We start from the raw sequence: 26,385 nt of genomic DNA, 5'->3' as shown, positions 1-26,385 counted from the left end.
CGGGCAGGTTTATAATAATTTTAAATATGCCTGAGGAGGCAAAAAACGGAGGAGGTTCCGGAGAAGTGGGGAGACTGAAAAAAGTTGCTTTGATGGCCCTGGCCTTAATCCTGGCAGTAGCTTTAATCGCCGGCTGCGGCCAGCAAAAATCGGAGGCAGAAAAACAGGGTGCTACGGGCGGCAATACAATTAATATCGGCGTCAATTATGAACTCTCAGGCGATGTAGCTACTTATGGTACTAATTCCAAGGACGCCATCCTGCTGGCCTTTGAAGAGATTAACCAGAAGGGTGGTGTCCTGGGCGGCAAAAAGATTAATGCCATCGTCCTGGACAATGGCGGTAAAAAAGAAGAAGCCATGAGTGCGGCCGCGAAATTGATTACCGAGAATAAGGTCGTCGCCCTCCTGGGCCCGGCTACATCCGGCGCCACCATGGCGGCTTCGACTATGGCTACAAAATATAAAGTACCGATTATCAGCCCTTCGGCGACGAGTCCCGATGTGACTGTCGATCCCCAGAGCAAGAAGGTTCGCGACTACGTTTTCCGCGTTTGCTTTATCGATCCCACCCAGGCCATTGTGGGCGCAGAATTCGCTACCAAGGATCTGGGGGCCAAAAAGGCAGCCATTATTTATAGCAACTCTGATGAGTACAGCAAGGGGTTATACAAGGTCTTCAAAGAGGAATTCGCCAAAGACGGCGGCCAGGTAGTGGCGGAAGAGAGCTTTAACTCCGGCGATCAGGATTTCCGCCCCGCCCTGACCAGGGTCAAGGATGCCGGCGCCGACCTGATCTATGTACCGGCCTATTACGGTGATGTTGGAAAAATCGTTAACCAGGCCCGGGAGCTGGGTATCAAGGTCCCCATGCTGGGTGCCGACGGCTGGGATTCCCCCAAGCTGGCTGAGTACGCCGGCGGAGCAGCCAACCTGAATAATACCTACTTCACCAACCATTACGCCGCCAGCGACCCCAACCCGCGGCTTCAGGCCTTCATCAAGGCCTTTAAAGCAAAATACAACAAAGAGCCGGACGCCTTCGCTGCCCTTGCCTACGATACAGCCTACCTGCTGGCTGATGCCATCAATCGGGCCGGGTCGGCCGATCCGGAGGCCATCCGCAATGCCTTGGCCAGTACGAAGGATTTTGAAGGCATTACCAGTAAGATCACCATAGATCAAAACCACAACCCTGTTAAAGATGTAGCCATTATTGCCATGGTAGACGGCAAGCAGACCTTAAAGAAAAAGATTACGCATTAAACCCTGGCCGAAAGCTGGCCAAAATCGACCAATGGGGGGGTTCCGATCCCCTCATTGGAGTTATTTTAGGGTAGGATGGGAGTTGGCAGCATGGCCGTACTTCTCCAGCAAATAATCAACGGCCTGTCTCTGGGCAGTATCTACGCCCTTATTGCCCTGGGCTATACCATGGTTTATGGCATTATCCAGCTAATTAATTTTGCCCACGGCGACATTATGATGGCAGGGGCCTATATTGCCTTTTTTGTGGTAGTTTACCTCAAACTTAATATCTGGTGGGCCTTTCTCATCTCCATGATCGGATCCGCCCTCCTGGGGGTTCTCATCGAGCGGATCGCCTATAAACCTTTACGCAACGCTACCCGCCTGGCACCCCTGATTACAGCTATTGGCATGTCCTTATTTCTGGAAAACGGGGGCCTGATGGTCCTCGGTACCGATATTCGTTCCTACCCTGGGGGTCTAATCACCAATGCACAGCTGCCCTTAGTAATTTTTGGGATGAGACTCACGGCTACTACCCTGCAGCTTTTGATACTGGCCATTACCATCGTAATGATGATCATATTGCAGTATATTGTCCATTATACCAGGGCGGGTAAAGCCATGCGTGCCGTATCCTACGATGCAGATGCGGCCAGGCTCATGGGTATTAATGTTGATAACACTATTTCCCTTACCTTTGCCCTGGGTTCGGCCTTTGCGGCCGTGGCTGGCATCCTGCTGGGGCTATATTACAACACCATCCAGCCTTTAATGGGCATTATGCCCGGCCTAAAGGCCTTCGTGGCGGCAGTTATTGGAGGTATCGGCCTGATTCCCGGCGCCATGGTTGGGGGCTTCGCCCTGGGCATCTTTGAAACCATGGTCAGCGGTTATTGGAGCAGTAATTTACGGGATCCCATTGTTTTCCTCCTGCTAATCTTAATTTTGCTGGTCAAGCCGGCCGGCCTGCTGGGAAAAAACAATACCGAGAAGGTGTAGGTGATTGAGGTGCGATTTAATAAAAAGAATCTAATTGTCTTGGCCGGCGTCATCCTTATTTATTTTTTGGTTTACGAGCTGCAGGCAGCGGGTGTGATCAGCGCTTTTCAGGAGATTAACTTGATGATGCTGGGGATCAACATCATCCTGGCGGTCAGCTTGAATCTCATTGTCGGTTTTACCGGCCAGCTGGCCCTCGGTCATGCGGGATTCATGGCCGTGGGGGCCTATGTATCCGCCATCCTGAGCACAAACTTCAACCAGCCTTTTCCGGTAGCCCTTCTGGCCGGTGCCTGTGCTGCGGCCGTTGCCGGGATTGTCATCGGGTTGCCCACCCTGCGTTTGCGGGGAGATTACCTGGCCATTGCCACCCTTGGTTTCGGGGAAATTATCCGGGGGGCAGCCAACAATATCAATTATATCGGCGGTGCCGCCGGGATGATTGGTATTCCGCAATTGACCAACTGGACCTGGCTCTACGCGATGATGGTCCTAACAATCCTGGTTACTACCAACTTTATTAATTCTACCCATGGCCGGGCCTGCGTGGCCATCCGGGAGAATGAGATCGCTGCCGAAACCATGGGCATCAATACCACCTATTACAAGGTCCTGGCCTTTGCCATGGGCGCCTTTTTTGCCGGTATAGCCGGGGCCCTCTATGCCCACTACTTTTATCTTATCCAGCCCACTACCTTTACCTTTTTCCGCTCCTTCGATATCCTAGTCATGGTTGTTTTTGGCGGCCTGGGAAGTATAACCGGTTCCATCATTGCTGCGGCAGGCATCACCTTTGTCAATGCGGCCCTCCAGGACCTGGCCGTTTTGCGGATGGTAATTTACGCCGTGCTCCTGATTATTATCATGGTTTTTCGCCCCCAGGGGTTAATGGGGAATAAAGAATTTACCCTGGACCGGTGGCTAAAGAAACGAGGTGCAGTCAGTGGCCCTGCTGGTAACTAGGGATTTAACCATTTCCTTTGGCGGCCTGACGGCGGTAGCCAATGTGGACCTGTCCCTGGAAACGGGGGAATTGGTGGGCCTTATCGGGCCCAATGGTGCCGGGAAAACGACGATTTTTAATCTCCTGACGGGGGTTTATCGCCCTACCAGGGGAGAGATTATTTTTGACGATCGGAGCCTGGTAGGTTTGAAACCCTACCAGATTACCCGCAGGGGAATTGCCAGGACCTTCCAAAATATTCGCCTCTTTAACGATTTAAGTGTCCTGGATAACGTGTGGATAGCCTATCACTCCCATGCCCGCTACGGGGTCACCAGCGCTATTCTGCGCCTGCCCTCCTTTCACCATGGCGAAGGGGAGATACTAGCGGAAAGTGAAAAACTGTTGGAGATCTTTAAACTGGCTCCCTACCGTAACGAAAAGGCCAGGAACCTTCCCTATGGTGAACAGCGCCGCCTGGAAATAGCCCGCGCCCTGGCGGCAAAGCCTAAACTGCTTCTCCTCGATGAACCTGCCGCCGGAATGAACCCCCAGGAGACCAGGGAGCTAATGGAGTTGATTAACTGGGTACGGCAAGAATTCGGGTTGACCTTTCTTTTAATTGAACACGATATGTCCCTGGTCATGGGCATCTGTGAACGGATTTATGTCCTGGATTACGGCAAGGTGATTGCCGAAGGGCCGCCGGAAGCTATCCGTAATAATGAACTGGTTATCGAAGCCTACCTGGGCCGGGAGGTGAATGGCAATGCTCCTCAAGGTAGAGAATCTTGACGTTTATTACGGCGCTATCCATGCCCTGAAGGGTATTTCCCTGGAGGTCAACGAGGGCGAGATAGTCACCCTCATCGGGGCCAACGGTGCCGGAAAAAGCACCACATTAAATACCATTTGCGGATTGTTACGCCCCCGCAGCGGTAGAATCACCTTCCAGGGGCAGGCCCTGAACGGTTTATCGGCGCCAGCCATTGTTAAACTTGGTATCTCCCAGGTACCAGAGGGACGACGGATTTTCCCCAATTTAACTGTTAAGGAAAACCTGGAACTGGGTGCCTACCTGCGCCGGGACCGGGAGGGTATACGCAGAAGCATGCAGGATGTTTTCCGGCGCTTTCCTCGCCTGGAGGAACGCCAGAAACAGATGGCCGGTACCCTGAGCGGCGGTGAACAGCAAATGCTGGCCATTGGCCGCGCCCTCATGTCCCGGCCCAAATTAATGCTCCTGGATGAGCCCTCCATGGGACTGGCCCCCCTCCTGGTTCAGGAGATCTTTAATATTATTAAGGAAATTAACCAGCAAGGAACGACCATCTTGCTGGTTGAGCAAAACGCCAATATGGCCCTGAGCGTGGCCCACCGGGGCTATGTCCTGGAAACGGGGCGAATCACCCTTCAGGGTAAAGCAGCTGAACTGGCCGTCAATGCGGCGGTAAAGAAGGCTTATCTGGGCGGATAAGTGTACTCCACCGGGGTTAGGGGGCATTGGGCTTACTGCAGGGGTTATCCTGGGGGAGCGGTACCTTGACTGGGTATGCTGACGATTGTATAATGTCCTGGGGGTGGATCGGGCCTGGTGGCTTGCCTGGACTTCAAATCCAGTTGGCGCGCGGGCTAACCCCGGGCGCGGTGGGTTCGATTCCCACACACTCCCGCCAGAAATATAGCTGCCGGTAAAGGCCGTACTGTTCTCCAGGAACAGGGCGGTCTTTTATTTGTACCCTGGGCGGAGACGGCAGGGTTTTCTTGCCTGATAGAGTATTTATTTATTGCACGCTTTTTAAGAGGAGGTCATGCCAGGATGGCCATTCTGGAAGTAGTTATAGCTCCCTTGGGTACAGGCAGTACCAGCATCAGCCCGTATGTAGCCGACGTCCACAAAGTCCTTAAGGAGACGTCGGGAATCAAGTACCAGTTGACACCCATGGGTACCATTATTGAAGGGGAACCGGATGTCTTATTTCCCCTTTTGCAGCGCTTGCACGAAGTACCTTTTGCCAGGGGTGCCCGGCGGTCCATGACCATTATTCGCATCGATGATCGCCGCGACAAGGAATTGACTATGGAAGGCAAGCTCAAATCGGTGGAAGAAAAACTGGCGTTAGCATCATCGTGATAGAAAAGCTGGAGGAGAAGGCGAAAAAGTTCGGCGGTCCTTGGACATTTTGGCTATTTTAAGCCGGGTCGCAATAAAATTTGGGAGATATTTCCTGACAACCGGCGCGCTATTCTTTACAAAAGGGTAGTTACCGTTTATAATGAATACCATAGATAAAAGTGTTAAGGAGACGGATTAACAAATCCCACCTCCGACTTTTCACTTTGGCATTTTATATGGAGGAGGTGAAACCCTTGGCCACTATTACCAAGGAAATGAGCATCACGGAGGTAGTGAGTAAATACCCCCAGACAGTACCGGTTTTCATGGAACACGGGATGGGCTGCCTGGGTTGTGCCGCGGCGCGCTTTGAGAACATTGAGCAGGGAGCCTTGGCCCACGGCATTGACGTAGATGGCCTGATTGCCGACCTGAATAAAGTAGCTAACAAGGCTGAATAAAGGCTGGACAATGCTATAGGGAATCGCTCTTTATTTAACATAAAGGGCGATTTTTTTATAAAGAGAAATCCGCCTCCGCCGGGAAGAAACCCAGGGCAGGAAATATCAGTTTTTACAAGAGTTATATTTGAAGGAGCCAATGGTGGCGGCCGTCCGCCGTCAACGAAGGAATGCAAATTCCTGGCTGGCATATCTTTGTAAAGCACATGCAAGGCCGGCCATAGAAAGAGCTAAGGAGTGGAAAACCGATGGGTTGCCCGCCGGATCGATCCTTTTGTGAGCTGGTGGTAGCACTATCAACAATCCTTGATATCGAGGAAGAAACCAAACTCTATCATGCCTGGCGGGTAGCCCTGGTAGCCCAGGAACTGGCCCGGAGGGTCATCCCCGACGAGGCGACCCTGGTGTTTTATGGTGGGCTGCTCCACGATATAGGCGCCATGGGGCTGGATGACCACTTGGTTCATCTGGCCCTCCAGCGTGGTAGCAGAAATAATCCCGAGGTCGTAAACCACCCCCTGCGGGGGGCGGATATGGTGGCAGCCATTCCGGGTCTTGGGGAAAAGGTTGCGGCCATGATCCGGGACCATCATGAGCGCTGGAATGGCTCCGGGTACCCCCGGGGTATTGCCGGGAATCATATCGTCACGGGAGCTATGCTCCTGGGACTGGCCGATGAACTGGACCTGGTCCTGCGGGTCCATCCGGGTACTTCTTGGGCCAGGCTGAGGGAGACCCTGAACCGCAGGGTTCAGGGTGGGTTTCCGCCGGAACTACTGGCTATCCTGGATAAAATGATGAATGGTCCCTTGTACGCCGAAATTGCCACCAATACGGCCCTGGAATTAAAGATGTTTAAGGTGATTTTGGACCTGCCGCCTATTAATTTCCAGGTACCCGATCCGATGAAGATCACTATCGATCTCTTCGCCCGGATAATTGACGCCAAACATGCCTATACTGCCGGCCATTCCCACCGGGTAGCTGCTTATGCTTTAAACCTGGCCCGCTGCCTCGGATATAATGATGCTAAATTGCGGCGTCTGGAGATCGCCGGCCTCCTCCACGATTTCGGCAAAATCGCCGTTCCCCGCGCTATTCTGGATAAACGGGGCCGGCTCAACAGCGAAGAATTAAAAGTGGTACGCCGCCACCCGGCCTGGACGATAGAACTCCTGGAGGGGGTGACTAGCCTCAAGGATATTGCCCGGGACGCCGGCCTGCATCACGAACGTTATGATGGTAAAGGATATCCCTATGGCCTCCATGATGGTGAAATTCCCTTGGGGGCCAGGATCATCGCCGTGGCCGATGCCTTTGACGCCATGACTTCTAACCGGCCCTATCAGCCTACCCGTACGCCGGAAGAGGCTTTAAAAATCCTGGCAGGGGGGGCCGGCACTCAGTTTGACCCGGAGGTGACAGCAGTTGCCTCCTGCCTGCTAGCCTGACAGGGGGGACGGGATTATGCATTCACTACGCTGGAAGATTACCCTAAACTTTTTGACCCTCCTTTTCTTCACTCTGTTGGGGGCCTATCTCTACTTACACCAGGCTATCTTGAAGGCCATGGGATTACCATGGTTACCCCCCTTCCGGGCCGGGTTCCTGGCTGCCAGGTTAGAGGGACAACTGCTGGCCGTCATGATCCTAGTTTTGATTATAATGGGCATTGGCACCTTTATCCTGGCCCGGGGGATTATAACCCCCCTGACGGCCCTCCTGCCCCTGACCCGCAGGATTGCCGCCGGTGACCTGGAACAGCGGGTAGAGATCCAGAGTGACGATGAGGTGGGTTTATTAAGCCATCATCTAAATATCATGGTGGAAACTCTACGCAATAATTTCCGGGAAATAGCAGACGAGCGCAATAAAATGAAGGCTATCCTGGCCAGTATAACCGACGGCCTGGTAGCTGTTGACCAGGTGGGCCGGGTTATAATGCTCAATCCGGCGGCAGAGAAGATGTTCGGTAAAAAGGGGGCAGAGGTCGAGCACAAGTATCTCCTCAAGGTTGTCCGTAACCATGAAATCGATGCCATGGTAAAGGAGATCCTGGCCAGTGGCCTGCCCCTGGAGAATGAGGTCCGGCTCTTCCCGACTACCAGTCAGTTATTCAGAATCTATGGTACGCCCATCACCAGCGAACAGGGACGAATAATCGGGGCCGTGCTCACCATCCGGGATATTACCGACATCCGCCGCCTGGAGCAGATGCGGACGGAGTTTGTGGCCAACGTCTCCCATGAATTACGTACCCCCCTGACCTCAATCCGGGGCTTTGTTGAGACTCTGCTGGAGGGGGCCCTTGAAGACCCGGAGGTCAGCCGGCGCTTCCTGGGAATTATCAACCATGAAGCCCAGCGATTGCAGCAATTAATCGAAGACCTTCTCTCCCTGTCACGACTGGAGAGCCAACCAAAGCGACAGGATGCTGGGCGTGCGGACCTGGCGGCCACCTTGGACCGGGTCCTCACTACTATTAACCAGTTAGCAAGGGAGAAAGGAGTCGCCCTGGAGAAGGAGATACCGGCGGAGATACCGGAGTTGGCCATCAGTGAGAGCTATCTGAACCAAGTGCTCCTTAATCTGATTGATAATGGCATTAAGTATACCCCCGCCAGTGGCAGGGTAACTATACGTGCTGCCCGGTTAGGGGAATTAGTTCAGGTAGAGGTGGCAGATACCGGCATAGGCATCCCCCCCGAGAGCCTTCCCCGCGTATTTGAACGATTCTACCGGGTAGATAAGGCGCGTTCCCGGGAGATGGGAGGCACCGGTCTGGGCCTGGCTATCGTCAAGCATATAGTCGAGTCCCATGGTGGCAGTATCAGTGTGACCAGCAGGCCGGGCCAGGGCAGCCATTTCTTCTTTACCCTCCCCATTGCCGCTGAGGAAGGGGGGCGAAGCAATTACCAGGAAGAACCGGGCACCTGACCGTAAAACTCCTGGTGGCAACAGACGCATAGTTGATTGCAAAGGGCGGGTAACTCTACCTGCTAAATTAAGGCAGCAACTGGATCTATACCCTGGCGCAGAAATTGAGTTTTTGGCCGGCGAAGATGGTAAATGGTACGTCAGGAGGGTTGACATTCAATCTAACTGTCGTTGCTGTGGCCGCCAGGTAAACCTTGTAACTATCAGGAAGGATACCATGTGCCGTGAGTGCGCTGAGAAGTATTACCGGGCCCTGGGAAAAAAGCTGGGCTTGGGTAATGTGGGAAAGGGTGGGAATTTGGATAATAAAAGAGGAAACAAGCGATAGATGTCGAAGTAAAGGTTAAAAATAATAATTTTGAACCAGAGCTGCTCAAAAGGGTAAACCCATCGAAAGGTGGGGACACAAAGCCATGGGTCTAAGGTCCTTAAAAGGGCTATGATCGCCAGGCTGCCGGCTCCAGGAAGCGGCCTAGTCTTGTTGAGGAGCAAGGCTTTTTTTATTACCGGATTTAGCAGTGCTGGGAGAGGATGACTATGGTTTGGAATGGCAGGCGATACATAACTGGTTGGGTCGGCTGGCGGCCCATTCTCCTTTTACCTATCGCCATTCCCTGGGCGTTGCTAGCCTGGCATTGAACCTGGCCCGGATCTATGGGATGGACCAGGGAGAGTGCCAGGCTATTTATGCCGGGGCTTTGCTCCATGATGTCGGCAAGATTACTATAACCAATGCGCTGCTTATGAAAAAAGGTCCTTTAACCCGGGAGGAATGGCTGGTAATCAAAAATCACCCCCGGGCCGGGGTAGAGTTGCTGACAGCTTCAGGTATTAGCCCTGGTATTCTGGAATTTGTTGCCTATCACCACGAACGCTGGGATGGTGGAGGATATAATGGTTTAAAGGGGCCGGATATTCCCCTGGGGGCCAGGATTATCGCCCTGGCCGATGCCTTTGAGGCCATGACCTCCCAACGACCCTACCAGCAAATTCGTACGTTGCCAAATGCCCTAGCGGAAGTCGAAAATAACGCCGGGACCCAGTTTGACCCGGGACTGGTACCCGTATTCTTTACAATGATCCACAAGCTAATGAAAACAGCCTCCTCCCTGCCACTAATCAGACCATGAAAATTAATCTAACCTTAACACGGTAATTATTGATTTTTAACAGTAATGAGTTATACTATCAATAGAGGGAATACCTGATACCCTCCAAGCAGGTGTCCTCTGACCTCCTTAATATATATACCTTTAGCCCAGATTTTCTGGGCCACTTTTTTAGCTAAAAATGGAGGCCGCTCCGAGGGAGCAGCCTCCATTTTACAAAGCCGACCAGGACCTTAACGCCGGCTACTGCAGCTACCTGCATAGCCCACGGCAACCTTGCGGCTACCATAGACCATTACGATAACTACAATAACCTTTGCTCGATGGTCATAAATACCTGAGAAGCCCGCAGAGATCTCTCGACCTCGACGAACCTCGAGCTTTTTTGTCAAAAGCCTGCGGCACCTATAACCATCTTAGCTCGACCAGCAACTATCTTTGCCGACCTGACATTAATCCCTGCAGACCAACGCCAAGCCGTGACGAACAGCTACTGATCTGCCCGCCGGCTGACCAGTAAGCCTTTCGACCTGCTGGTTACCTTTGGCCGAAAATTACCAAACCCGTTTTAGACCCGGTAATTTTCTGGACTCGGTCCCGGCCGACCCTGTTGTTTCTATTATATCCATTCAGGAGAATATTATTTAAGTGGGTTCAATTTTTTTATTAACCATTGAAGGATAACTTATCCAGGGTTAAATTAAACCTACAGCAAAAGGGTTTTAATATTGGGTTAATAACTTATTGCTATAATAAATAAGAGCAATAAGAAGGGAGTTGCAAAAAATGCTGTTTGAAGCCGATCTCCACACCCATACTGTTGCCAGCGGTCATGCCTATAGTACCGTTAAAGAACTGGCCGAGGCAGCCGAGAAACGTGGCTTAAAGATGATCGCCATTACGGATCATGGCCTGAAGATGCCCGGCGGTCCCCATGAGTACCACTTTGGTAACCTGGTAGCCCTGCCCAGAAAGATAGGAGGAGTAGAAATTCTCCGGGGCGTAGAGGCCAACATCATCGACGTTGACGGGAATCTGGATCTCCCCGAACGCCTCCTGGAGGAACTTGATATTGTCCTGGCTGGCTTCCATACTGGCACTGGTTTTGATAATCGTCCCGCGGAGGATTACACCCGGGCCGTGCTGGCGGCCATAGCCAATCCCAGGGTCCACCTTATCGTTCATCCCGGAAATCCTGACTTTCCTGTGGACATAGAAAAATTGGTCCTGGCAGCGGCCCGCGAACATAAAGCCCTGGAGATCAACAATAACTCCTTTAGCATCAGTCGCCAGGGCAGCCTGCCCCGTTGTCAACTCCTGGCCAAACTGGCCCAAAAACATAAAGTGCAGGTAGCAGTGAATAGTGATGCCCATATCTTCAGTTCGGTAGGTAATTTCGCCCGCGCCTGGCAGGTCGCCCGCAGCGCCGGTATTAGTGAAGATCAAGTAATCAATAAAACCGCCGACCGGGTGAAAGAATACCTGGGTTGGCATCGTCGCCGGGGGCAGGCCTTACAGGAAGAAGGGACCTAGATTGGTAGGACTTCCCAGAGCGGGTCGGCGGTGATATAATTATCTTCGACAGCCTCCCTTGGCCAAGTGCCACCATCGGTGAATGAAAATAGCGGGGCTGATAAAAGCAAGGGGGCAGAACTCCTGACCAGGATCAAAGAACGCTTCGTTTGCCAGCAGTGCGGTTATGAATCCCAGGGCTTCCTGGGCCGATGCCCGGCGTGTGGTAGTTGGAATAGCCTGGTGGCCGAGGCCATAATTCCAGAGGGTATAAAAAAAGCGGCAGGCTCCGGGGAAGTCCCCGTCCTGCTATCCCGGGTAAATGATATCAGTGAAAAGAGGCTGGTGACTACCCTGGGCGAATGGGACCGGGTCCTGGGAGGCGGGCTAGTTCCCGGTTCCCTGGTCCTGGTTGGCGGGGCTCCCGGGATTGGTAAGTCTACCCTCCTTCTCCAGGTGGCCCACTTACTCTCTTCGAGGTACGGTAAAATACTCTATGTCACCGGAGAAGAATCCGCCAGCCAGACCCGGTTAAGGGCTCGACGCCTGGGCGCCGAGGAAGGCGAGATCTACTTACTGGCGGAAACTAATATTGAAGGGATCCTCCTGCAGATAGAACGGCTGCAGCCGGTAGTAGTTATGGTGGATTCTATCCAGACGATGCTTCTTCCTGATATCCAGGCTGCCCCGGGCAGCGTTTCCCAGGTGCGGGAAGGAGCGGCCCGCTTTTTACGCCTGGCCAAGGATGGCGGCCCGGCAGTAATTCTGGTGGGTCACGTCACCAAGGAAGGATTCCTGGCCGGCCCGAAGGTCCTGGAACACCTGGTGGATTGTGTCCTCTACCTGGAGGGTGAACGCTACCAGGCCTACCGCATTCTGCGGTCCGTTAAAAATCGCTTCGGCTCCACCAATGAGATTGGCGTTTTTGAGATGACCGGCTCCGGTTTGCAGGAAGTAACCAACCCCTCGGCCATGCTTATGGCCGAGCGCCCGGCCGGAGTGGCGGGCTCCAGTGTCGTCGCCTGCCTGGAAGGCACCCGGCCCCTTCTACTGGAGATCCAGGCCCTGGTGAGTAAGACTGCCTTTGGAAACCCGCGGCGACTAGCTACCGGTATTGATTTCAACCGGGCCCTCCTGCTGGCAGCGGTCCTGGAGAAACGGGCCGGCCTGCCCCTGGGGGGCTACGATATATACCTTAACGTGGCCGGTGGTATTGCCATCAATGAACCGGCAGCCGACCTGGGTATATGCCTGGCCATTGCCTCTGGTTTGAAGGATCGTCCCCTGGAATCCCGGACCCTTGTCCTGGGGGAGGTTGGCCTTGCTGGAGAGGTAAGGGCCGTCACCCAGCTGGAAAGGCGCGTTGAGGAAGCAGCCAGGCTGGGTTTTAACCGCTTTATAATTCCGGCTGGCAATAGGGGGGGTCTTAAAGGGCAGAGCGGCTGCGAAATATATAAAGTATCTACAATAAATGAGGCCCTGCGACTGGCCCTCGTTAATACCGGCTCAGGGGCAGGCGATAATACGTTGAGTAACCCGTTTTATAAATACTCTTAGTCATAAATGGAGGGTCGCTTAATGTTTAAAGTTGGCGATAAAGTGGTGTACCCAATGCATGGGGCCGGGGTCATCGAGGCCATCGAGGAGCGGGAAGTCCTGGGCAAGAAGAGGAAGTACTATATCCTCCGTTTACCGCTGGGCGACATGAAGGTGATGATACCCCTGGAGAGCGAACAAGCCGTAGGCTTGAGGGAAGTGATTGACGAGAAGGAAATCCAGGAGGTAATCAAGATTCTCAAAGAGCCCAGGAGCAACGGCAGCGGCAACTGGAACCGGCGCTACCGTGCCAACCTGGAAAAGATGCGTAGCGGCAATATTTATCAGCTGGCCGAAGTGGTGGGAAACCTTTCCCGGCGGGAACATGATCAGGGCCTTTCAACAGGGGAAAGGAAAATGCTAGAAAACGCCCGCCAGATGTTAATCAGTGAACTGGCTCTAGCCCGGAACGCTGAAAAAAATCAGGTAGAAAATATGCTGGAAAAACTTTTAGCCTGAGGTTAAGGATGGTATAAGATGGCGGTTCCGGAGACAGAATCAAAGGGAAAGGAAGTAAAGAAGGTGAAAAGATGTTATTGCGCATTTTACGTGGGGCCTTTGGCCTGCTGGGAGCGGCAGCCGGCTTCTATGTAGGTCGGGCAGGCTTAAACCTCTGGCAGGTGGGCGGGGGAGTGAACCCGCCCCCGGGGTTGAGTTGGACGCTACTGGCCCTGGTGACTTTCGTGGCCGGCCTCGTGGGATACGGTGTGGCCCAACATATTATTAACCTGGTGACCCAATCCATGCGCTGGCTGGAAGGGAGGTTGCAACGCACCCCGGCCCAGGAGATAATAAGCGGTGCCCTGGGACTAATCTGTGGACTTATAATTGCTAATTTATTGGGGGCCTCCTTCTTTCATTTACCCCTGGTGGGACCCTATATTCCCATGGTTGGGAGTATTCTCTTTGGCTACCTGGGCTGGAGCCTGGGTACCAAGCGCAGGGACGAAGTCTGGTCCCTCTTTAATATTTTCCCCCGCTGGGGGGGAAAAGAACGGGATAAAGGCAAGGGTGAAAGCGTCCGATCCGGGGCCAAGATCCTTGATACCAGCGTCATTATCGACGGCCGGATCGCTGATATTATTAAGAGTGGCTTTATAGAGGGAACGATAGTTATTCCGGCCTTTGTCCTGGAGGAGTTACGCCACATAGCCGATTCTTCCGATCTGCTAAAACGCAACCGCGGCCGGCGCGGGCTTGATATCCTGAACAAAATCCGTAAGGAAACCGGCATTACCGTAAAGGTTTCCGAGGTTGATTTTGACGATCTGACGGAGGTAGATAGCAAACTTGTCCGCCTGGCCCAGAAGATGGGCGCTCCGGTCCTGACCAATGATTATAACCTGAACAAGGTGGCCGAGCTCCAGGGTGTCCGGGTGTTGAACATCAACGAACTGGCCAATGCCGTTAAGCCGGTAGTTTTACCGGGAGAAGAAATGACTGTTCAGGTGATTAAAGACGGTAAGGAGATGGGCCAGGGGGTAGCTTACTTAGATGACGGCACCATGATTGTCGTTGAGAACGGCCGCCGGTTTATCGGCCAGACAATTGCCGTCCTGGTAACCAGCGTTTTACAGACTGCCGCCGGGCGGATGATCTTTGCCCGGCCCAAGGCTGCTGACCGCAAACTTGGTGCCCATCACCAGGCCCTGGAACGGAGCGAGTACCAGTGCCTTTCCTGAGCATGATTATAGCCGCTGCCGGCCGTGGACGGCGCCTGGGCCGCGAAGTAAACAAAGTTTTTTTGCCCCTGGCGGGTAAACCCATGCTGGCCTATAGCCTGGCCGTAGCTGTTGCTTCTCCCCTGGTGGATGAGATAATAATTGTTACCCGGCCGGATGACATTCCCCTCTGCCGACAGGTGGTGGCCGGGGAAGGGGCTGGCAAGGTAAAGGCTATAGTAGCCGGGGGGGCCGAAAGACAGGATTCTATTGCTGAGGGTCTCAAAGCCGTGGCACGGGCAGCAGAATGGGTGGCCGTGCACGATGGTGCGCGGCCTTTTTTAACACCGGCCTTACTAGAAAAAACAATTCTGGCCGCCCGGAACACTGGGGCAGCCATCGCCGCCCTGCCGGTAAAAGAGACCATTAAACAGGGAGGTGAAGCCGGGATCGTGGCGGCGACCCTGGACCGGAAGGGTCTCTGGTCGGCCCAGACTCCCCAGGTTTTCCGCCGGGAGTGGCTGGTAGACGCTTACCGTGAGGCAGCAGAAAAGGGTTGGCAGGCCACCGACGACGCCGCCCTGGTTGAAAGGTTGGGTTACCCGGTAAAGCTGGTACCCGGGGAGGAGACGAATATCAAGATTACCACCCCCGGCGACCTGGTCCTGGCCGGGGCCTTACTGGCAGGTGAAAAGTAATGCGCATTGGTTATGGCTATGACGTTCATGGCCTGGTACCGGGCCGGAAACTGGTCCTGGGGGGAGTAACCATACCTTATGACCGGGGCCTTGCAGGACACTCTGACGCTGATGTCCTACTCCACGCCTTGGCCGACGCCCTCCTGGGGGCAGCAGCGTTGGGTGATATCGGTCATTACTTCCCCCCAGGGGATCCTCGCTATAAAGACGCCGATAGTATGCTCCTGCTGCGGGAAGTTTACCGCCACGTCCAGACGGCCGGATACCGCCTGGCCAACGCCGATGCCACGATCACGGCCCAGGAGCCCCGGTTGGCCCCTTATATTGATGCCATGCGGGAAAGAATTGCTGCAGCCCTGGGGGTCACAAAAGAGCAAATAAGTGTCAAGGCCACTACTACCGAGGGGCTGGGTTTTACCGGACGGGGCGAAGGTATCAGCGCCCAGGCGGTCGTATTGTTGCTTGACAGGGAAGCCGGAGCCGGTTTATAATGACTCTGATTGAGATGAAAATAATAACTGCGATGAGCGGGAGAGTAAGCGTACCGTAAATCCCCAGAGAGGGGCCATCAGCGGCTGGAAGTGGTCCTGGATAGCGGGCGCTGAAATGCACCCGTTAGCTGCAGGGCTGAAATTCAAGAAAAGGAAAAGTAGGCCCTGCCGGCAGGCCCCGTTACGGCCCGGGAAGTTATTGCCCGTTGAGTGGAGGAGTAATCCTCAAACAGGGTGGAACCGCGAGAGCCCCTCGTCCCTGACCGGAGAGAGGCTCTTTTATTTTCCGAAGAGCTATTTTTAGGAGGAGGAGAAGGAGATGAGAGCTTTGTGGCGGCGGATAAAAAGGGACATTGAAGTGGTCTTCGAGAGGGACCCTGCGGCCCGTAGCGTCCTGGAGGTGATCCTCTGCTATCCCGGCTTTCATGCCCTGATCCTCCATCGCTTGGCCCACGCCTGTTATCGCCGGGGGCTGGTTTTGCTGGCCCGACTCATATCCCAGTTCAACCGTTTCCTGACCGGTATAGAGATCCACCCTGGGGCCAAGTTGGGAGAGGGGATCTTTATCGATCACGGTATGGGAGTAGTCATCGGCGAGACGGCTGAAGTGGGTAATAACGTTACCCTCTATCAGGGAGTAACCCTGGGGGGAACCGGTAAAGAAAAGGGGAAACGCCACCCAACTATTGGCAATAATGTAGTTATCAGTGCCGGGGCCAAGGTTTTAGGCAATATTACCATCGGTGACAACGTCAAGATCGGCGCCGGTTCCGTTGTCCTCCGGGATGTGCCGGCCAACTGCACGGTAGTCGGCGTTCCGGGGAAGGTGGTTGTGCGTAACGGTCGCAAGATTGCCGACGCCGAAGTAAGCGAAGTAGACCTCCGCCATGAAGAATTACCGGACCCGATGGCGGAGATGCTCCTCTGCCTGCAACGCCAGATCCAGCGTCTGGAGCAACGGGTAGAAGAACTGGAGGCCGAAAAGGATGGGCATGTATCTCTACAATACGCTGACGGGACGCAAGGAAGAGTTCACCCCAGTTGAACCGGGCCGGGTACGAATGTATGTCTGTGGCCCGACAACCTACAACTATATCCATCTGGGTAACGCCCGGCCCATGGTGGTCTTCGATACCCTGCGACGTTACCTGGAGTACCGGAACTATGATGTTTTATACGTACAGAACTTTACTGACATTGACGATAAGGTGATTAACCGGGCCCGGGAGGAGCACCAGGCTCCCCTGGTCATTGCCGAACGGTATATTGAGGAATTCTTCAAGGACGCCGATGCCCTGAACGTCAAGCGGGCTACCCTTTATCCCCGCGTTAGCCAGCATATCGACGCCATTATCGCGGCCATAGCCACCCTTGTTGAGCGTGGTTTCGCCTATGTCGCCGATGGGGATGTTTATTTCGAAGTCGAAAAGTTTCCTGCCTACGGCCGCCTGTCAAAGCGCACCCCGGGGGAGATGCGGGCGGGGGCACGGGTGGAGGTCAATACCAGCAAACGCAATCCCCTGGATTTCGCCCTGTGGAAGGCGGCCTGCCCCGGCGAACCATCATGGGAAAGCCCATGGGGACCGGGGCGACCGGGATGGCATATTGAGTGCTCGACCATGGCCCTCAAATACCTGGGCCCGGGCTTCGATATCCATGGAGGCGGCGCCGACCTCATTTTCCCTCATCACGAGAATGAAATTGCCCAGGCTGAGGCCCAGACAGGGTGCACCTTTGCCCGCTTCTGGCTCCACAACGGCTTTATAACTGTAAACCAGGAAAAAATGTCCAAGTCCAAGGGTAACTTCTTCCTGGTGCGGGACATCCTCAAACGTTTCCGGCCCCTGGCGGTGCGCCTCTACCTGCTGGCGACCCATTACCGCAGTCCCATTGACTTCGATGATGCGGGCCTGCTGGCGGCGGAGAGGGGCCTGGAGCGTCTGGAAAATACCCGCCGTCTCCTGGGCGAAGCCCGCTGCCAGCTAACTGGCACCGGGGCGGAGACCACGGTGCCAGCAAGAACGTCGGCCCTGGCCGGAAGGGCGGAAGAATTACGCCAGGAGTTCATCTCCGCCATGGACGACGACTTTAATACCGCCCGGGCCCTGGCAGCCCTTTATGACCTGGCCCGGGAGATCAACTCCTACCTCAACGGGACAACAACCATCGACCCAGCGGCCCTGAGAACGGCGGCTATAACCTTTGAGCAACTGGGGGGAGAAGTACTGGGCCTCTTTGGTCAGGCCCGGCAGCAGGTAGATGACGAACTCCTAAGCGGGCTTATGGACCTCATCCTACAGGTTCGCCAGGAGGCCCGCCAGCGGCGCGACTGGGCCACGGCCGATACCATCCGGGACCGGTTGAAGGAGCTGGGGATCGTCCTGGAGGATACCCCCCGCGGCCCGCGTTGGAAAAGGAGTTAAAGGTTGTGGATTTCGTTGCCAACCTCTCTCCCCTGGCCCTGGCTTATGTCGGCGATGCCGTTTATGAATTATTAGTCCGGGCCCACCTGGTAGGCCGGGGACCGGCGAAGCCGGAGCAACTGCACCGGGAGGCCCTGAAGTACGTCCGGGCCACTGCCCAGGCCCGGGTGGTCCCGGCCCTGGAGGAATATTTAACCCCTGCCGAAAAGGACATCCTTCGCCGCGGCCGCAACGCCCGGCCGGGACACCTGCCCCGTACCGCCGCCCCGGCGGAATATCATTCCAGCACGGCCCTGGAGAGCCTCCTGGGTTACCTTTATCTGCAGGGCGACTGGGCCAGGGTGGAGGAACTGGCGCACCTGATTTTTAAACTGGCGGAACAAGACTAAAGGGACTAATTACCACCGGCGAGAGTAAAGACCGCCTGGCGGGAGTGGAAGAGACAATGATAATTGAACAACCCCGGGTACTTGTACCCGAAAAGGCCCTAGATGCCAACCTTATCTTAAGGCTCGAGCGTTACGCCCGGGTCTGCTATAAATCTGAAGCCAGAACTGGGGCGGATACGGCCGCCCCTTTTTTAAAAAAGCTCCTTGAACGGGGCCACGAATCAGTTATTGAGCACGAGAAGATCACCGTTTTGATCATTGCCGACCGGGGTATATCCCATGAAATTGTCAGGCACCGCATTGGATCTTACAGCCAGGAATCGACCAGGTATTGCAACTATAGTAAAGATAGCTTTGGCAACGAGATAACGGTTATCGAGCCCTTCTTTTTCGCCGGCAGGGAAGCTTATAATCTATGGGAAAAAGCCTGTCGGGTTGCCGAGAAGAGCTACCTGGAGTTACTAAAGTATAGCTCGCCCCAGGAAGCGCGCTCTGTCCTCCCCAATTCCCTAAAAACCGAGCTGGTCGTTACGTACAATTTAAGGGAATGGCGGCATTTTTTCCGCCTGCGCTGCTCCAGTTCGGCTCACCCCCAAATGCGACAGATAGCCATACCGCTACTGTTGCTTTTCAGGAAGAGATTGCCTGTGCTATTTGAAGATATTAATTACGACCAGAATTTCCCGGGGAAATACTATGCCCGGGTAATTATTACGGATGACTTTTTCCATGAAATTGGCCGGGAGGAACTCTAAATGACCGAGACTCTGGCCGGCCGTAACCAGGTCCGGGAAGCCCTGCGGGCCGGTCGGCCCCTGAACAAGATTTTACTGGCTCCCCACCTGGAAGGTCAGGCCATCGGAGAGATTATCAACCTGGCCCGGGAGAGGGGGGTACCCCTGCAGCGGGTCAACAGGGCCGCCCTGGAGAAGCTGGCTGGCCACCACCACCAGGGGGTAGTGGCCCTGGCCGCGGCCCGGGAGTATGCTGACCTGGAGGATCTCCTGGCCCGGGCCGGGGAAGCGGGGGAGCCCCCTTTTTTAATTATGCTCGACCGGGTGGAAGACCCCCATAACCTGGGAGCTATCCTGCGTTCAGCGGAAGCCGTCGGCGCCCACGGTGTTATTATCCCCCGGCGACGGGGGGTAGGGTTAACAGCGGCTGTAGCGCGGGCGGCGGTGGGCGCCCAGGAATACGTACCGGTGGCCCGGGTGACAAACCTGGCCCGGACCCTGGAGGAGCTTAAGGGTAAGGGGCTCTGGGCCATCGGTGCCGCCGGCGATGCCGGCCAGGAAGCCTTCAACGCAGATTTTACTGTGCCCCTGGTCCTGGTTTTAGGCAGCGAAGGCCGGGGCCTCTCACCCCTGGTGCGTTCCCGGTGTGATTTTACAGTGCACCTGCCCATGCGGGGCAGGATTAACTCCCTCAATGTGGCTACCGCGGCGACGGTGTTGATGTATGAAGTCTTGCGCCAGCGTGGCCAGGCCCGGCCTTAAAGTGGGGGTGCAGCCCATGGACGTTCTGATTGTGGACGGCTATAATTTTTTGCATAACTGGCCAGAATTAACCCGCTTAAAAGAGTCAAGTTTTGACCATGCCCGCGATAAACTAATAACAGAGCTGATTAACTACCAGGCCTACTGGGGCGGTAAAGTCATTGTTGTCTTTGACGCCCATAAGGTTCCCGGGGCCGTAGAAAAAAGGGAGAAATTGGGAGGCGTGGAGGTAATCTACAGCGGCGAGGGAGAAACGGCTGATGCAGTTATCGAGAGGCTGGTGGGGGATATAACTGAAACAGGTCAGGTCTATGTTGCTACTTCCGATTGGGCCGAACAGCGGATGATCCTGGGGAAGGGGGCCTTACGTTTACCTGTCAGTGAGCTAAAGGTTTACCTGGAACAGGCCCGGCAGGAGATAGCGAGGGCCAGCGAGGGGGATCCCGGGAACGGACGCCTGGATACGCGGATTCACCAGGCAACGCGCAAGATCCTGGAGAGATGGCGCCGGGGATGACCAGGTGGCGGGGGTTAACTCTTGCGGTTCAGAGAGGTTTCTTGTATAATTAGAACTGTCGTTGGACAAGATTTCGGCCTCCTTGATTTATCCTTTGGAAATCCAGAGTGGAGGCGTTGACATGAGCGTTAATGTACAGCAGGAATCCTGGCAACCATATGAGTTAATGGGTGATGAGGACATTGTTTACCAGGCCCAGGAGGGTGATGAAGTAGCCCAAGAGTATTTGATAAATAAATACCGGAATTTTGTGCGGGCCAAAGCCCGGTCTTACTTCTTGATTGGCGCCGACCGGGAAGATATCGTCCAGGAAGGCATGATTGGTCTGTATAAGGCCATCCGCGATTTTCGGGGGGATAAACTGTCTTCCTTCCGGGCCTTTGCGGAGCTGTGTATTACCCGCCAGATTATCACGGCCATTAAAACGGCTACCCGGCAAAAACATATTCCCTTAAACTCATATGTTTCCTTGAATAAGCCCATTTACGACGAGGATTCGGACCGGACCTTGCTGGACATTATCTCCGGCACAAGGATTACCGATCCGGAGGAACTGATTATCAGCCGGGAGGAATTCGGGGACATCGAGGAGAAGATGGGGGAGATTCTAAGTTCCCTGGAATGGAAGGTCCTGATGTCCTACCTGGAAGGTAAATCCTATCAGGAGATCGCCGTTGACCTGAAACGCCATGTCAAATCCATTGATAACGCCCTCCAGCGGGTTAAACGCAAATTAGAGCGTTACCTGGAGCGGCGGGACGACGATACCCAGTAATTTACATGAAAACAGGTCTTGACGTAAACCCCAAAGGGTGATAAAATAAACTTCGCATTTTGGAAAGAGGATATGGAGGGGTTCCCGAGTTGGCCAAAGGGGGCAGACTGTAAATCTGCTGGCGCAGCCTTCGCTGGTTCAAATCCAGCCCCCTCCACCAAAATAACTTCTATTATTGCGGGGTGGAGCAGTTGGTAGCTCGTCGGGCTCATAACCCGAAGGTCGTTGGTTCGAATCCATCCCCCGCAACCATGCCCATATAGCTCAGTAGGTAGAGCGTCGCCTTGGTAAGGCGGAGGTCACCGGTTCAATCCCGGTTATGGGCTCCAGAAAAGTCAATAGTGCAACGGGTTGTGGGTTGGTAATTTAAACTAACCATCCGAAGTAGAGATTCGGGCACAATCCGGGCACAATCATCAATAAGGAAACAGGTCGTCAACATTTTTGGCGACCTTTTTTCTTTGCAGGAAAGAATATCGTGATGTCATTTTAACTTAGTTTGTTTCGTGTTTGTGCCCTGGAAGGTTGTTGGCGAAACCTCTTTTTTTAAGGTGAATCTAAATTGGGTCAGCTTACTTTAGCGAAAATTGGCTCAAATTTACCCTGTCATAGTGGTGAAATTATAGAATTTAATGCTATCTGACGCTATCATCTGTATTTTATTCCCAATTAGTCGTAGTTAAAATTTAAGTTGGCGGTACCTTCCCCTTTATGGTATAATAAGACTAAAAAAACATTAAAAGATTTAAGATACACAAAACAACAATAAGGGGGGCTATGAGTCAACAATGTCAAAGCGGGTATAGGATCAAGGAATGCCCAGGCCGGAAAAAGTTCCGGCAGATCATGGAGGGGATGAAGGACGGGACAAAACCAAACTACAATTTATTAACCCCAATGCCCATCAACTAGAACTTTACAGAGATCATCCTGCAGGGGGAGATGCTAATTGCAAACAAAACATTCGGTTGATCAAATGTTACCGACCGGACAACTTTTTCTGTACGGGTTACAGCATGTACTGGCTATGTATGCTGGAGCTGTCGCTGTACCGCTGATCATTGCCGGTGCTGCTCACTTAACGAAAGCGGAAACGGCGTTTTTAATCAATGCCGATATGTTTACCTGCGGTATTGCGACTTTGATTCAAACCCTTGGCTTCTGGAAACTGGGTATCCGTTTACCAGTCATTCAAGGAGTTTCCTTTGCCGCTGTAGCACCCATGGTTATTATCGCCAGGAGCATGGGGATGGAAGCTGTTTATGGTGCGGTAATAGTTGCCGGTCTGATTGCGTTTTTCCTTGCGCCTTATTTTAGCAAGCTTTTGCATTTCTTTCCCCCAGTTGTCACCGGCAGTGTAATAACTATTATTGGAATATCCTTGCTTCCGGTTGGTGTGGAATGGGCTGCTGGAGGCACAGGTAATGCAAATTACGGGGCGCTAACTAATCTTTTTATAGCAGGAATTGTCCTTCTGGCCATTCTTTTGATCCAAAAGTATTTTAAAGGCTTTATTGCCAATATTTCCGTCTTATTAGGTCTATTTATCGGTATGCTTATTGCAATTCCCCTGGGCTTGGTCAACTTTTCCGGCGTAACCACAGCCCCCTGGTTGGGAATCGACAGACCATTTTATTTCGGATTCCCCAAGTTTGATTGGGGAGCTATTGGAGCCATGATACTGGTTATGCTGGTAACGATGGTGGAATCCACAGGTGATTTCTTGGCCCTGGGGGAGATTGTTGGTAAGCAAATCGATGAAGAAGATTTAGCGCGGGGCTTAAGAGGCGATGGGTTTGCCACCATGCTCGGTGGGGTACTGAATGCCTTCCCCTATACTGCCTTTGCACAAAACGTTGGACTGGTAGGTTTGAGTGGCGTGAAAAGTCGTTTTGTAGTGGCAACATCTGGTATTATTCTGGCTGCCCTGGGATTATTTCCGAAACTGGCCACTATCATTGCCTCCATACCTTATGCTGTTTTGGGGGGAGCCGGTATTGCCATGTTCGGGGTTGTGGCAGCCAACGGGATAAAAACCCTTTCTCGCGTTGATTTCGAAAACAACCCCCATAATATCTTCATCGTGGCCATTAGTATAGGTGTTGGCCTGATCCCAATGGTTGCACCAGACTTCTTCAAAATGTTCCCCGCCTGGAGTCAGATTATACTCCACAGTGGTATTACTCTTGGCTCCTTAACTGCGATCATTCTCAACATTTTCTTTAACTATCCCAACTCATTAACGTTGTATAAAAAGTCTTTCACTAATTGATCCGGTTCCCCTTGATCAAGGTCCACCTGGGATCCCGGCTCATTCCCGGTTATGGGCTCCGGAATAATTTCGGCTGTCCGCCGGGCTTTCTTTTTGGTTAATCTAGATTAGCCTCGCCGGTGTCCCGAGATGGCCTTCCCTTTTGCTATCTGAACTGATATACTTGAGCCGAGGTGAAGTAAATTGCCCCTGACCTGTGGTATTATTGGTTTACCCCTGGTAGGCAAAACGACCCTGTTTAACCTTTTAACCCAGGCTGAGGCGGAAACCTCGGCCTTTGCCGGCCGTACTAAAACCAACATCCGGACGGCGCCCATACCCGATGCCCGCCTGGATTTCCTGGCGGCCCTTTACCATCCCCGCAAGGTTACCCCCGCCACCTTGGAGATTATCGATGTCCCGGGGTTGACCCGGGGGGCCGGTGCGGCCTTCCTGGCCGCTGTCCGGGAAGTAGACGCCCTGATCCATGTAGTCCGGGCCTTTCGGAACGATAGTATAATCCACGTAGAAGGTAACCTCAACCCGGTGCGGGACCTGGAGACTATTAATGCCGAGCTCCTCCTGGCCGATCTGCAACTGGTCGAAACCCGTCTGGAGCGAATTGCCGCCAGCAAGAAAATCAAGCCGGAAATGCAGGCCGAACGGGAGGCCCTGGAGCATTGCCGCCAAGCCCTGGAAGCCGAAAAGCCCCTGCTGGAAGCCGGCCTAACGGAAGAGGAATGGCAGACCCTGCGCCATATGGGCTTTTTGACAACTAAGCCCATGATCATAGTGGTCAATATCGATGAAGACCAGCTCCGCTCCGGGCATTATGCCGGTGAAGAAGAGGTCAAGGCCTATGCCCAACCGAAGGGTTTACCGATATTGACTCTCTGCGCCGAACTGGAAGCGGAGATTGCCCGCCTGGAACCGGGCGACAGGGAAGACTTCCTGCGGGAAATGGGCATTACCGAACCGGGCATCGACCGTCTGGCCCGGGCCATTTACCACCGCCTGGGATTAATCTCTTTCTTAACCGCTGGCGAAGACGAAGTCCGGGCCTGGACCATCCAGGCCGGCACCAACGCCCGGGCGGCGGCCGGTAAAATCCATAGCGATATCGAGCGAGGCTTTATCCGCGCCGAGGTGGTTAACTTTGCCGACCTGGAGCGGTGCGGCAATATGAATAAAGTCAAGGAACAAGGTCTGGCGCGCCTGGAAGGCAAGGATTATATTGTGCAGGACGGCGATATCATCAACTTCCGCTTTAATGTTTAGTTAATCTTTATCACCCCCCTGAACGGGGGATTTTTTATTTGGTAACTTGTGAAGGGAAAGCCACATAAAATACCAGTAGCCAGTTAAATGGCTATGTTGTAAAAACAGTGCTAGTCAGGTTTACTTATCAAATCCTACGCAATGGAGGGGATACCCATGACGGAAGTGCAGATGCAACCGGATGTTGAGGCAAGGGATATTATTGCCGATGGCGGCCTTTTATTTCTCTTTCTCCTCTTGCTAATCGGCCTGATAATCTTTATTTAGCCCGGTACCAGCCGGGTGTTTTTTTGCCAGTAACCGACTACTGGCCGGTAGCATAGACTAAACTAAAACCTGGGGGGATTCGGAAAGGGGGTTCATGTAATGGCAGACGGCTTTGTTTTTGGCAACTGGGCTTTTATCCTCTTTCTGGTATTGATTCTTCTCTTCTTTGGTAACTAGTTATAAAAAACTGGGGCGCGTTAGGCGCCCCCTCTCTTTTAACTGCGGGCAATAGCCAGGATGCCGGCCACAATCAGGGCCAGACCCATGATCCGCAAGGGTGGTAGACTTTCCCCCAAAAAGAGCCAGGCAGCCAGGAAAACAAAGACATAACCCAAGCTGACCATGGGGTAGGCGTAGCTCAAAGGAACCTCGGCCAGAACTTTAAGCCACAGGAGAAAGCTGGAAGCAAAGGCAATCAGACCGGACAGGACAAAGGGACTGAAGACCAGGCGGGCCAGCCCCTGGAAATCAAAAACCAACTGGCCCAGGTGCTGGACCCCGACTTTGAACAATACCTGGGCTACAGCCCCCAGGAATACCGAAAGCAGGATCAAAAGTAGGACAGGCATGACGTACTTCCTTTCCTTTACATACTTACCCTTCTAATATATCCTATTACCTGCCGGAAGCAACCCCGGGAGGAGTTAATTTCCAGGTCCGGGGCAATAATATAGAACGGACAAGCAGGGAAAAGCGTCCTTCGCGTAGAAAATAATTTAAGACCGTATCATAAATGGAAATCACCAAACAAACATTGACAGGGTTTAATATTTATGCTAAATTATCTTGAGTGTCTTTCTGAGGAGGTGGCCGGCAATGCGGGTAGGAATTACCCTAGCCTGTACCGAATGCAAACGGCGTAATTATATAAGCACCAAAAACAAAAAGAACGATCCCGATCGCATCGAGTTGAAGAAGTATTGCAGCTTCTGCGGCAGGCATACGGTCCATAAGGAAACGAAATAAGATAGGAGCTTGCAAATGGTAACCAAGAGTGTGGCTAAACCGAGCGCAAACAAGGTAGCCTTCAATGAACGGGTTACCAAATTTCTCAAGGGTTCCTGGGCCGAATTGAAGAAGGTCCATTGGCCGACTCGGCGAGAATTGGTAACCTATACTACCGTGGTGTTGGTATCGGTGCTGATCGTGGCCGCTTTATTATCCGTATTCGACTCGGCCTTTAGTTTCCTGCTGGGTAAATTGATCCTGCGCTAGA

29 protein-coding genes, 4 tRNA genes, 1 riboswitch and 1 other annotated feature are annotated in these 26,385 nt (G+C 53.4%); of the genes, 32 read left to right on the top strand and 1 reads right to left on the bottom strand.

The genetic code is table 11. From position 1 onward, the window contains the following. The first annotated feature begins 65 nt into the window (after positions 1 to 65). From MOTHE_RS12465 to ychF, 30 genes are all read left to right on the top strand, one after another. A complete protein-coding gene (locus tag MOTHE_RS12465) occupies positions 66 to 1,265 on the top strand; it encodes an ABC transporter substrate-binding protein (protein WP_080997213.1) in 1,200 nt (399 codons plus the stop codon). 90 nt (positions 1,266 to 1,355) lie between these two features. Beyond that, the gene (locus tag MOTHE_RS12460; RefSeq protein WP_053095183.1) at positions 1,356 to 2,249 is read left to right on the top strand and encodes a branched-chain amino acid ABC transporter permease; all 894 of its coding nucleotides are present in this window, start codon (positions 1,356 to 1,358) and stop codon (positions 2,247 to 2,249) included. Continuing rightward, complete coding sequence (locus MOTHE_RS12455; protein ID WP_025773591.1) at positions 2,250 to 3,212, top strand: branched-chain amino acid ABC transporter permease; 963 nt, start codon at positions 2,250 to 2,252, stop codon at positions 3,210 to 3,212. After that, positions 3,193 to 3,987, top strand: coding sequence for an ABC transporter ATP-binding protein (locus MOTHE_RS12450; protein ID WP_053095182.1), 795 nt, complete (start codon positions 3,193 to 3,195; stop codon positions 3,985 to 3,987). Before MOTHE_RS12455 ends, MOTHE_RS12450 begins: the two co-directional genes overlap by 20 nt. After that, on the top strand, positions 3,962 to 4,669 hold the full coding sequence (locus tag MOTHE_RS12445; protein WP_011393975.1) for an ABC transporter ATP-binding protein: 708 nt from the start codon (positions 3,962 to 3,964) through the stop codon (positions 4,667 to 4,669). The genes MOTHE_RS12450 and MOTHE_RS12445 overlap by 26 nt, the downstream gene beginning before the upstream one ends. A gap of 99 nt (positions 4,670 to 4,768) precedes the next feature. Beyond that, positions 4,769 to 4,868: transfer RNA gene (locus tag MOTHE_RS13205), tRNA-Sec, on the top strand. Between the two features lie 143 nt (positions 4,869 to 5,011). After that, on the top strand, positions 5,012 to 5,326 hold the full coding sequence (locus MOTHE_RS12440) for an MTH1187 family thiamine-binding protein (protein ID WP_011393974.1): 315 nt from the start codon (positions 5,012 to 5,014) through the stop codon (positions 5,324 to 5,326). A 257-nt stretch (positions 5,327 to 5,583) separates the two neighbouring features. Then, positions 5,584 to 5,769 carry a DUF1858 domain-containing protein gene (locus tag MOTHE_RS12435; RefSeq protein WP_420890988.1) on the top strand — a complete coding sequence of 62 codons (186 nt, stop codon included), beginning with the start codon at positions 5,584 to 5,586 and terminating at the stop codon, positions 5,767 to 5,769. Positions 5,770 to 6,017: 248 nt separating this feature from the next. Further along, positions 6,018 to 7,220: an HD-GYP domain-containing protein gene (locus MOTHE_RS12430; RefSeq protein ID WP_011393972.1), complete on the top strand. Its 1,203-nt coding sequence runs from the start codon at positions 6,018 to 6,020 to the stop codon at positions 7,218 to 7,220. Positions 7,221 to 7,236: 16 nt separating this feature from the next. Next, complete coding sequence (gene pnpS / locus MOTHE_RS12425; RefSeq protein WP_053095180.1) at positions 7,237 to 8,706, top strand: two-component system histidine kinase PnpS; 1,470 nt, start codon at positions 7,237 to 7,239, stop codon at positions 8,704 to 8,706. Further along, on the top strand, positions 8,654 to 9,034 hold the full coding sequence (locus tag MOTHE_RS14345) for an AbrB/MazE/SpoVT family DNA-binding domain-containing protein (RefSeq protein WP_162490103.1): 381 nt from the start codon (positions 8,654 to 8,656) through the stop codon (positions 9,032 to 9,034). Before pnpS ends, MOTHE_RS14345 begins: the two co-directional genes overlap by 53 nt. A 42-nt stretch (positions 9,035 to 9,076) precedes the next feature. Further along, positions 9,077 to 9,165, top strand: a riboswitch (cyclic di-GMP riboswitch). A 59-nt stretch (positions 9,166 to 9,224) separates the two neighbouring features. Next, a complete protein-coding gene (locus MOTHE_RS12420) occupies positions 9,225 to 9,836 on the top strand; it encodes an HD-GYP domain-containing protein (protein WP_053095179.1) in 612 nt (203 codons plus the stop codon). 765 nt (positions 9,837 to 10,601) lie between these two features. Continuing rightward, entirely contained in the window at positions 10,602 to 11,348 is a 747-nt protein-coding gene (locus MOTHE_RS12415) for a phosphatase (RefSeq protein WP_011393968.1), read from the top strand. A gap of 123 nt (positions 11,349 to 11,471) precedes the next feature. Then, a complete protein-coding gene (radA, locus tag MOTHE_RS12410; RefSeq protein ID WP_162490177.1) occupies positions 11,472 to 12,884 on the top strand; it encodes a DNA repair protein RadA in 1,413 nt (470 codons plus the stop codon). Positions 12,885 to 12,905: 21 nt separating this feature from the next. After that, positions 12,906 to 13,382, top strand: a complete 477-nt coding sequence (locus tag MOTHE_RS12405; protein WP_011393966.1) for a CarD family transcriptional regulator — start codon at positions 12,906 to 12,908, stop codon at positions 13,380 to 13,382. Between the two features lie 71 nt (positions 13,383 to 13,453). After that, a complete protein-coding gene (locus tag MOTHE_RS12400) occupies positions 13,454 to 14,605 on the top strand; it encodes a PIN/TRAM domain-containing protein (protein ID WP_011393965.1) in 1,152 nt (383 codons plus the stop codon). Next, positions 14,593 to 15,282 carry a 2-C-methyl-D-erythritol 4-phosphate cytidylyltransferase gene (gene ispD / locus MOTHE_RS12395; RefSeq protein ID WP_011393964.1) on the top strand — a complete coding sequence of 230 codons (690 nt, stop codon included), beginning with the start codon at positions 14,593 to 14,595 and terminating at the stop codon, positions 15,280 to 15,282. Before MOTHE_RS12400 ends, ispD begins: the two co-directional genes overlap by 13 nt. Then, the gene (gene ispF / locus MOTHE_RS12390) at positions 15,282 to 15,773 is read left to right on the top strand and encodes a 2-C-methyl-D-erythritol 2,4-cyclodiphosphate synthase (RefSeq protein ID WP_011393963.1); all 492 of its coding nucleotides are present in this window, start codon (positions 15,282 to 15,284) and stop codon (positions 15,771 to 15,773) included. Before ispD ends, ispF begins: the two co-directional genes overlap by 1 nt. Positions 15,774 to 15,796: 23 nt before the next feature. After that, positions 15,797 to 16,037, top strand: a binding site (T-box leader). Between the two features lie 55 nt (positions 16,038 to 16,092). After that, entirely contained in the window at positions 16,093 to 16,818 is a 726-nt protein-coding gene (gene cysE / locus MOTHE_RS12385; RefSeq protein ID WP_080996798.1) for a serine O-acetyltransferase, read from the top strand. Next, on the top strand, positions 16,766 to 18,196 hold the full coding sequence (gene cysS, locus MOTHE_RS12380; protein WP_011393961.1) for a cysteine--tRNA ligase: 1,431 nt from the start codon (positions 16,766 to 16,768) through the stop codon (positions 18,194 to 18,196). The genes cysE and cysS overlap by 53 nt, the downstream gene beginning before the upstream one ends. 5 nt (positions 18,197 to 18,201) lie before the next feature. Next, positions 18,202 to 18,585: a Mini-ribonuclease 3 gene (locus tag MOTHE_RS12375; RefSeq protein WP_011393960.1), complete on the top strand. Its 384-nt coding sequence runs from the start codon at positions 18,202 to 18,204 to the stop codon at positions 18,583 to 18,585. A 56-nt stretch (positions 18,586 to 18,641) separates the two neighbouring features. Beyond that, positions 18,642 to 19,340 carry an FAD-dependent thymidylate synthase gene (gene thyX / locus MOTHE_RS12370; protein ID WP_011393959.1) on the top strand — a complete coding sequence of 233 codons (699 nt, stop codon included), beginning with the start codon at positions 18,642 to 18,644 and terminating at the stop codon, positions 19,338 to 19,340. Further along, positions 19,341 to 20,081 (top strand): 23S rRNA (guanosine(2251)-2'-O)-methyltransferase RlmB, encoded by a 741-nt coding sequence (gene rlmB / locus MOTHE_RS12365; RefSeq protein WP_011393958.1) that lies wholly within the window; start codon positions 19,341 to 19,343, stop codon positions 20,079 to 20,081. 16 nt (positions 20,082 to 20,097) lie between these two features. Then, positions 20,098 to 20,598 carry an NYN domain-containing protein gene (locus MOTHE_RS12360; RefSeq protein ID WP_011393957.1) on the top strand — a complete coding sequence of 167 codons (501 nt, stop codon included), beginning with the start codon at positions 20,098 to 20,100 and terminating at the stop codon, positions 20,596 to 20,598. Positions 20,599 to 20,719: 121 nt separating this feature from the next. Continuing rightward, on the top strand, positions 20,720 to 21,373 hold the full coding sequence (gene sigH, locus MOTHE_RS12355) for an RNA polymerase sporulation sigma factor SigH (RefSeq protein WP_011393956.1): 654 nt from the start codon (positions 20,720 to 20,722) through the stop codon (positions 21,371 to 21,373). A 74-nt stretch (positions 21,374 to 21,447) separates the two neighbouring features. Continuing rightward, positions 21,448 to 21,533 (top strand) — tRNA-Tyr (locus MOTHE_RS12350). Between the two features lie 16 nt (positions 21,534 to 21,549). Next, positions 21,550 to 21,625: transfer RNA gene (locus MOTHE_RS12345), tRNA-Met, on the top strand. 1 nt (position 21,626) lies between these two features. Beyond that, positions 21,627 to 21,702, top strand: a tRNA-Thr gene (locus MOTHE_RS12340). A 647-nt stretch (positions 21,703 to 22,349) separates the two neighbouring features. Beyond that, on the top strand, positions 22,350 to 23,645 hold the full coding sequence (locus MOTHE_RS12335) for a nucleobase:cation symporter-2 family protein (RefSeq protein ID WP_011393955.1): 1,296 nt from the start codon (positions 22,350 to 22,352) through the stop codon (positions 23,643 to 23,645). A gap of 183 nt (positions 23,646 to 23,828) precedes the next feature. After that, the gene (gene ychF / locus MOTHE_RS12330; RefSeq protein WP_011393954.1) at positions 23,829 to 24,902 is read left to right on the top strand and encodes a redox-regulated ATPase YchF; all 1,074 of its coding nucleotides are present in this window, start codon (positions 23,829 to 23,831) and stop codon (positions 24,900 to 24,902) included. Positions 24,903 to 25,384: 482 nt separating this feature from the next. Here ychF and MOTHE_RS12325 read toward each other — a convergent pair whose 3' ends face one another. Then, complete coding sequence (locus MOTHE_RS12325; RefSeq protein WP_011393953.1) at positions 25,385 to 25,738, bottom strand: SMR family transporter; 354 nt, start codon at positions 25,736 to 25,738, stop codon at positions 25,385 to 25,387. A 247-nt stretch (positions 25,739 to 25,985) separates the two neighbouring features. Here MOTHE_RS12325 and rpmG point away from each other — a divergent pair, with 247 nt between their 5' ends. After that, complete coding sequence (gene rpmG, locus MOTHE_RS12320) at positions 25,986 to 26,135, top strand: 50S ribosomal protein L33 (protein ID WP_011393952.1); 150 nt, start codon at positions 25,986 to 25,988, stop codon at positions 26,133 to 26,135. Positions 26,136 to 26,150: 15 nt separating this feature from the next. After that, positions 26,151 to 26,384: a preprotein translocase subunit SecE gene (gene secE, locus MOTHE_RS12315; protein WP_025773573.1), complete on the top strand. Its 234-nt coding sequence runs from the start codon at positions 26,151 to 26,153 to the stop codon at positions 26,382 to 26,384. Position 26,385 lies beyond the last annotated feature (1 nt).

This window comes from Moorella thermoacetica (assembly GCF_001267405.1).
Lineage (GTDB): Bacteria > Bacillota > DSM-521 > Neomoorellales > Neomoorellaceae > Neomoorella > Neomoorella thermoacetica.
The sequence above is the reverse complement of the archived record's forward strand: the minus strand, read 5'-3'. Positions and strand labels throughout refer to the sequence as shown.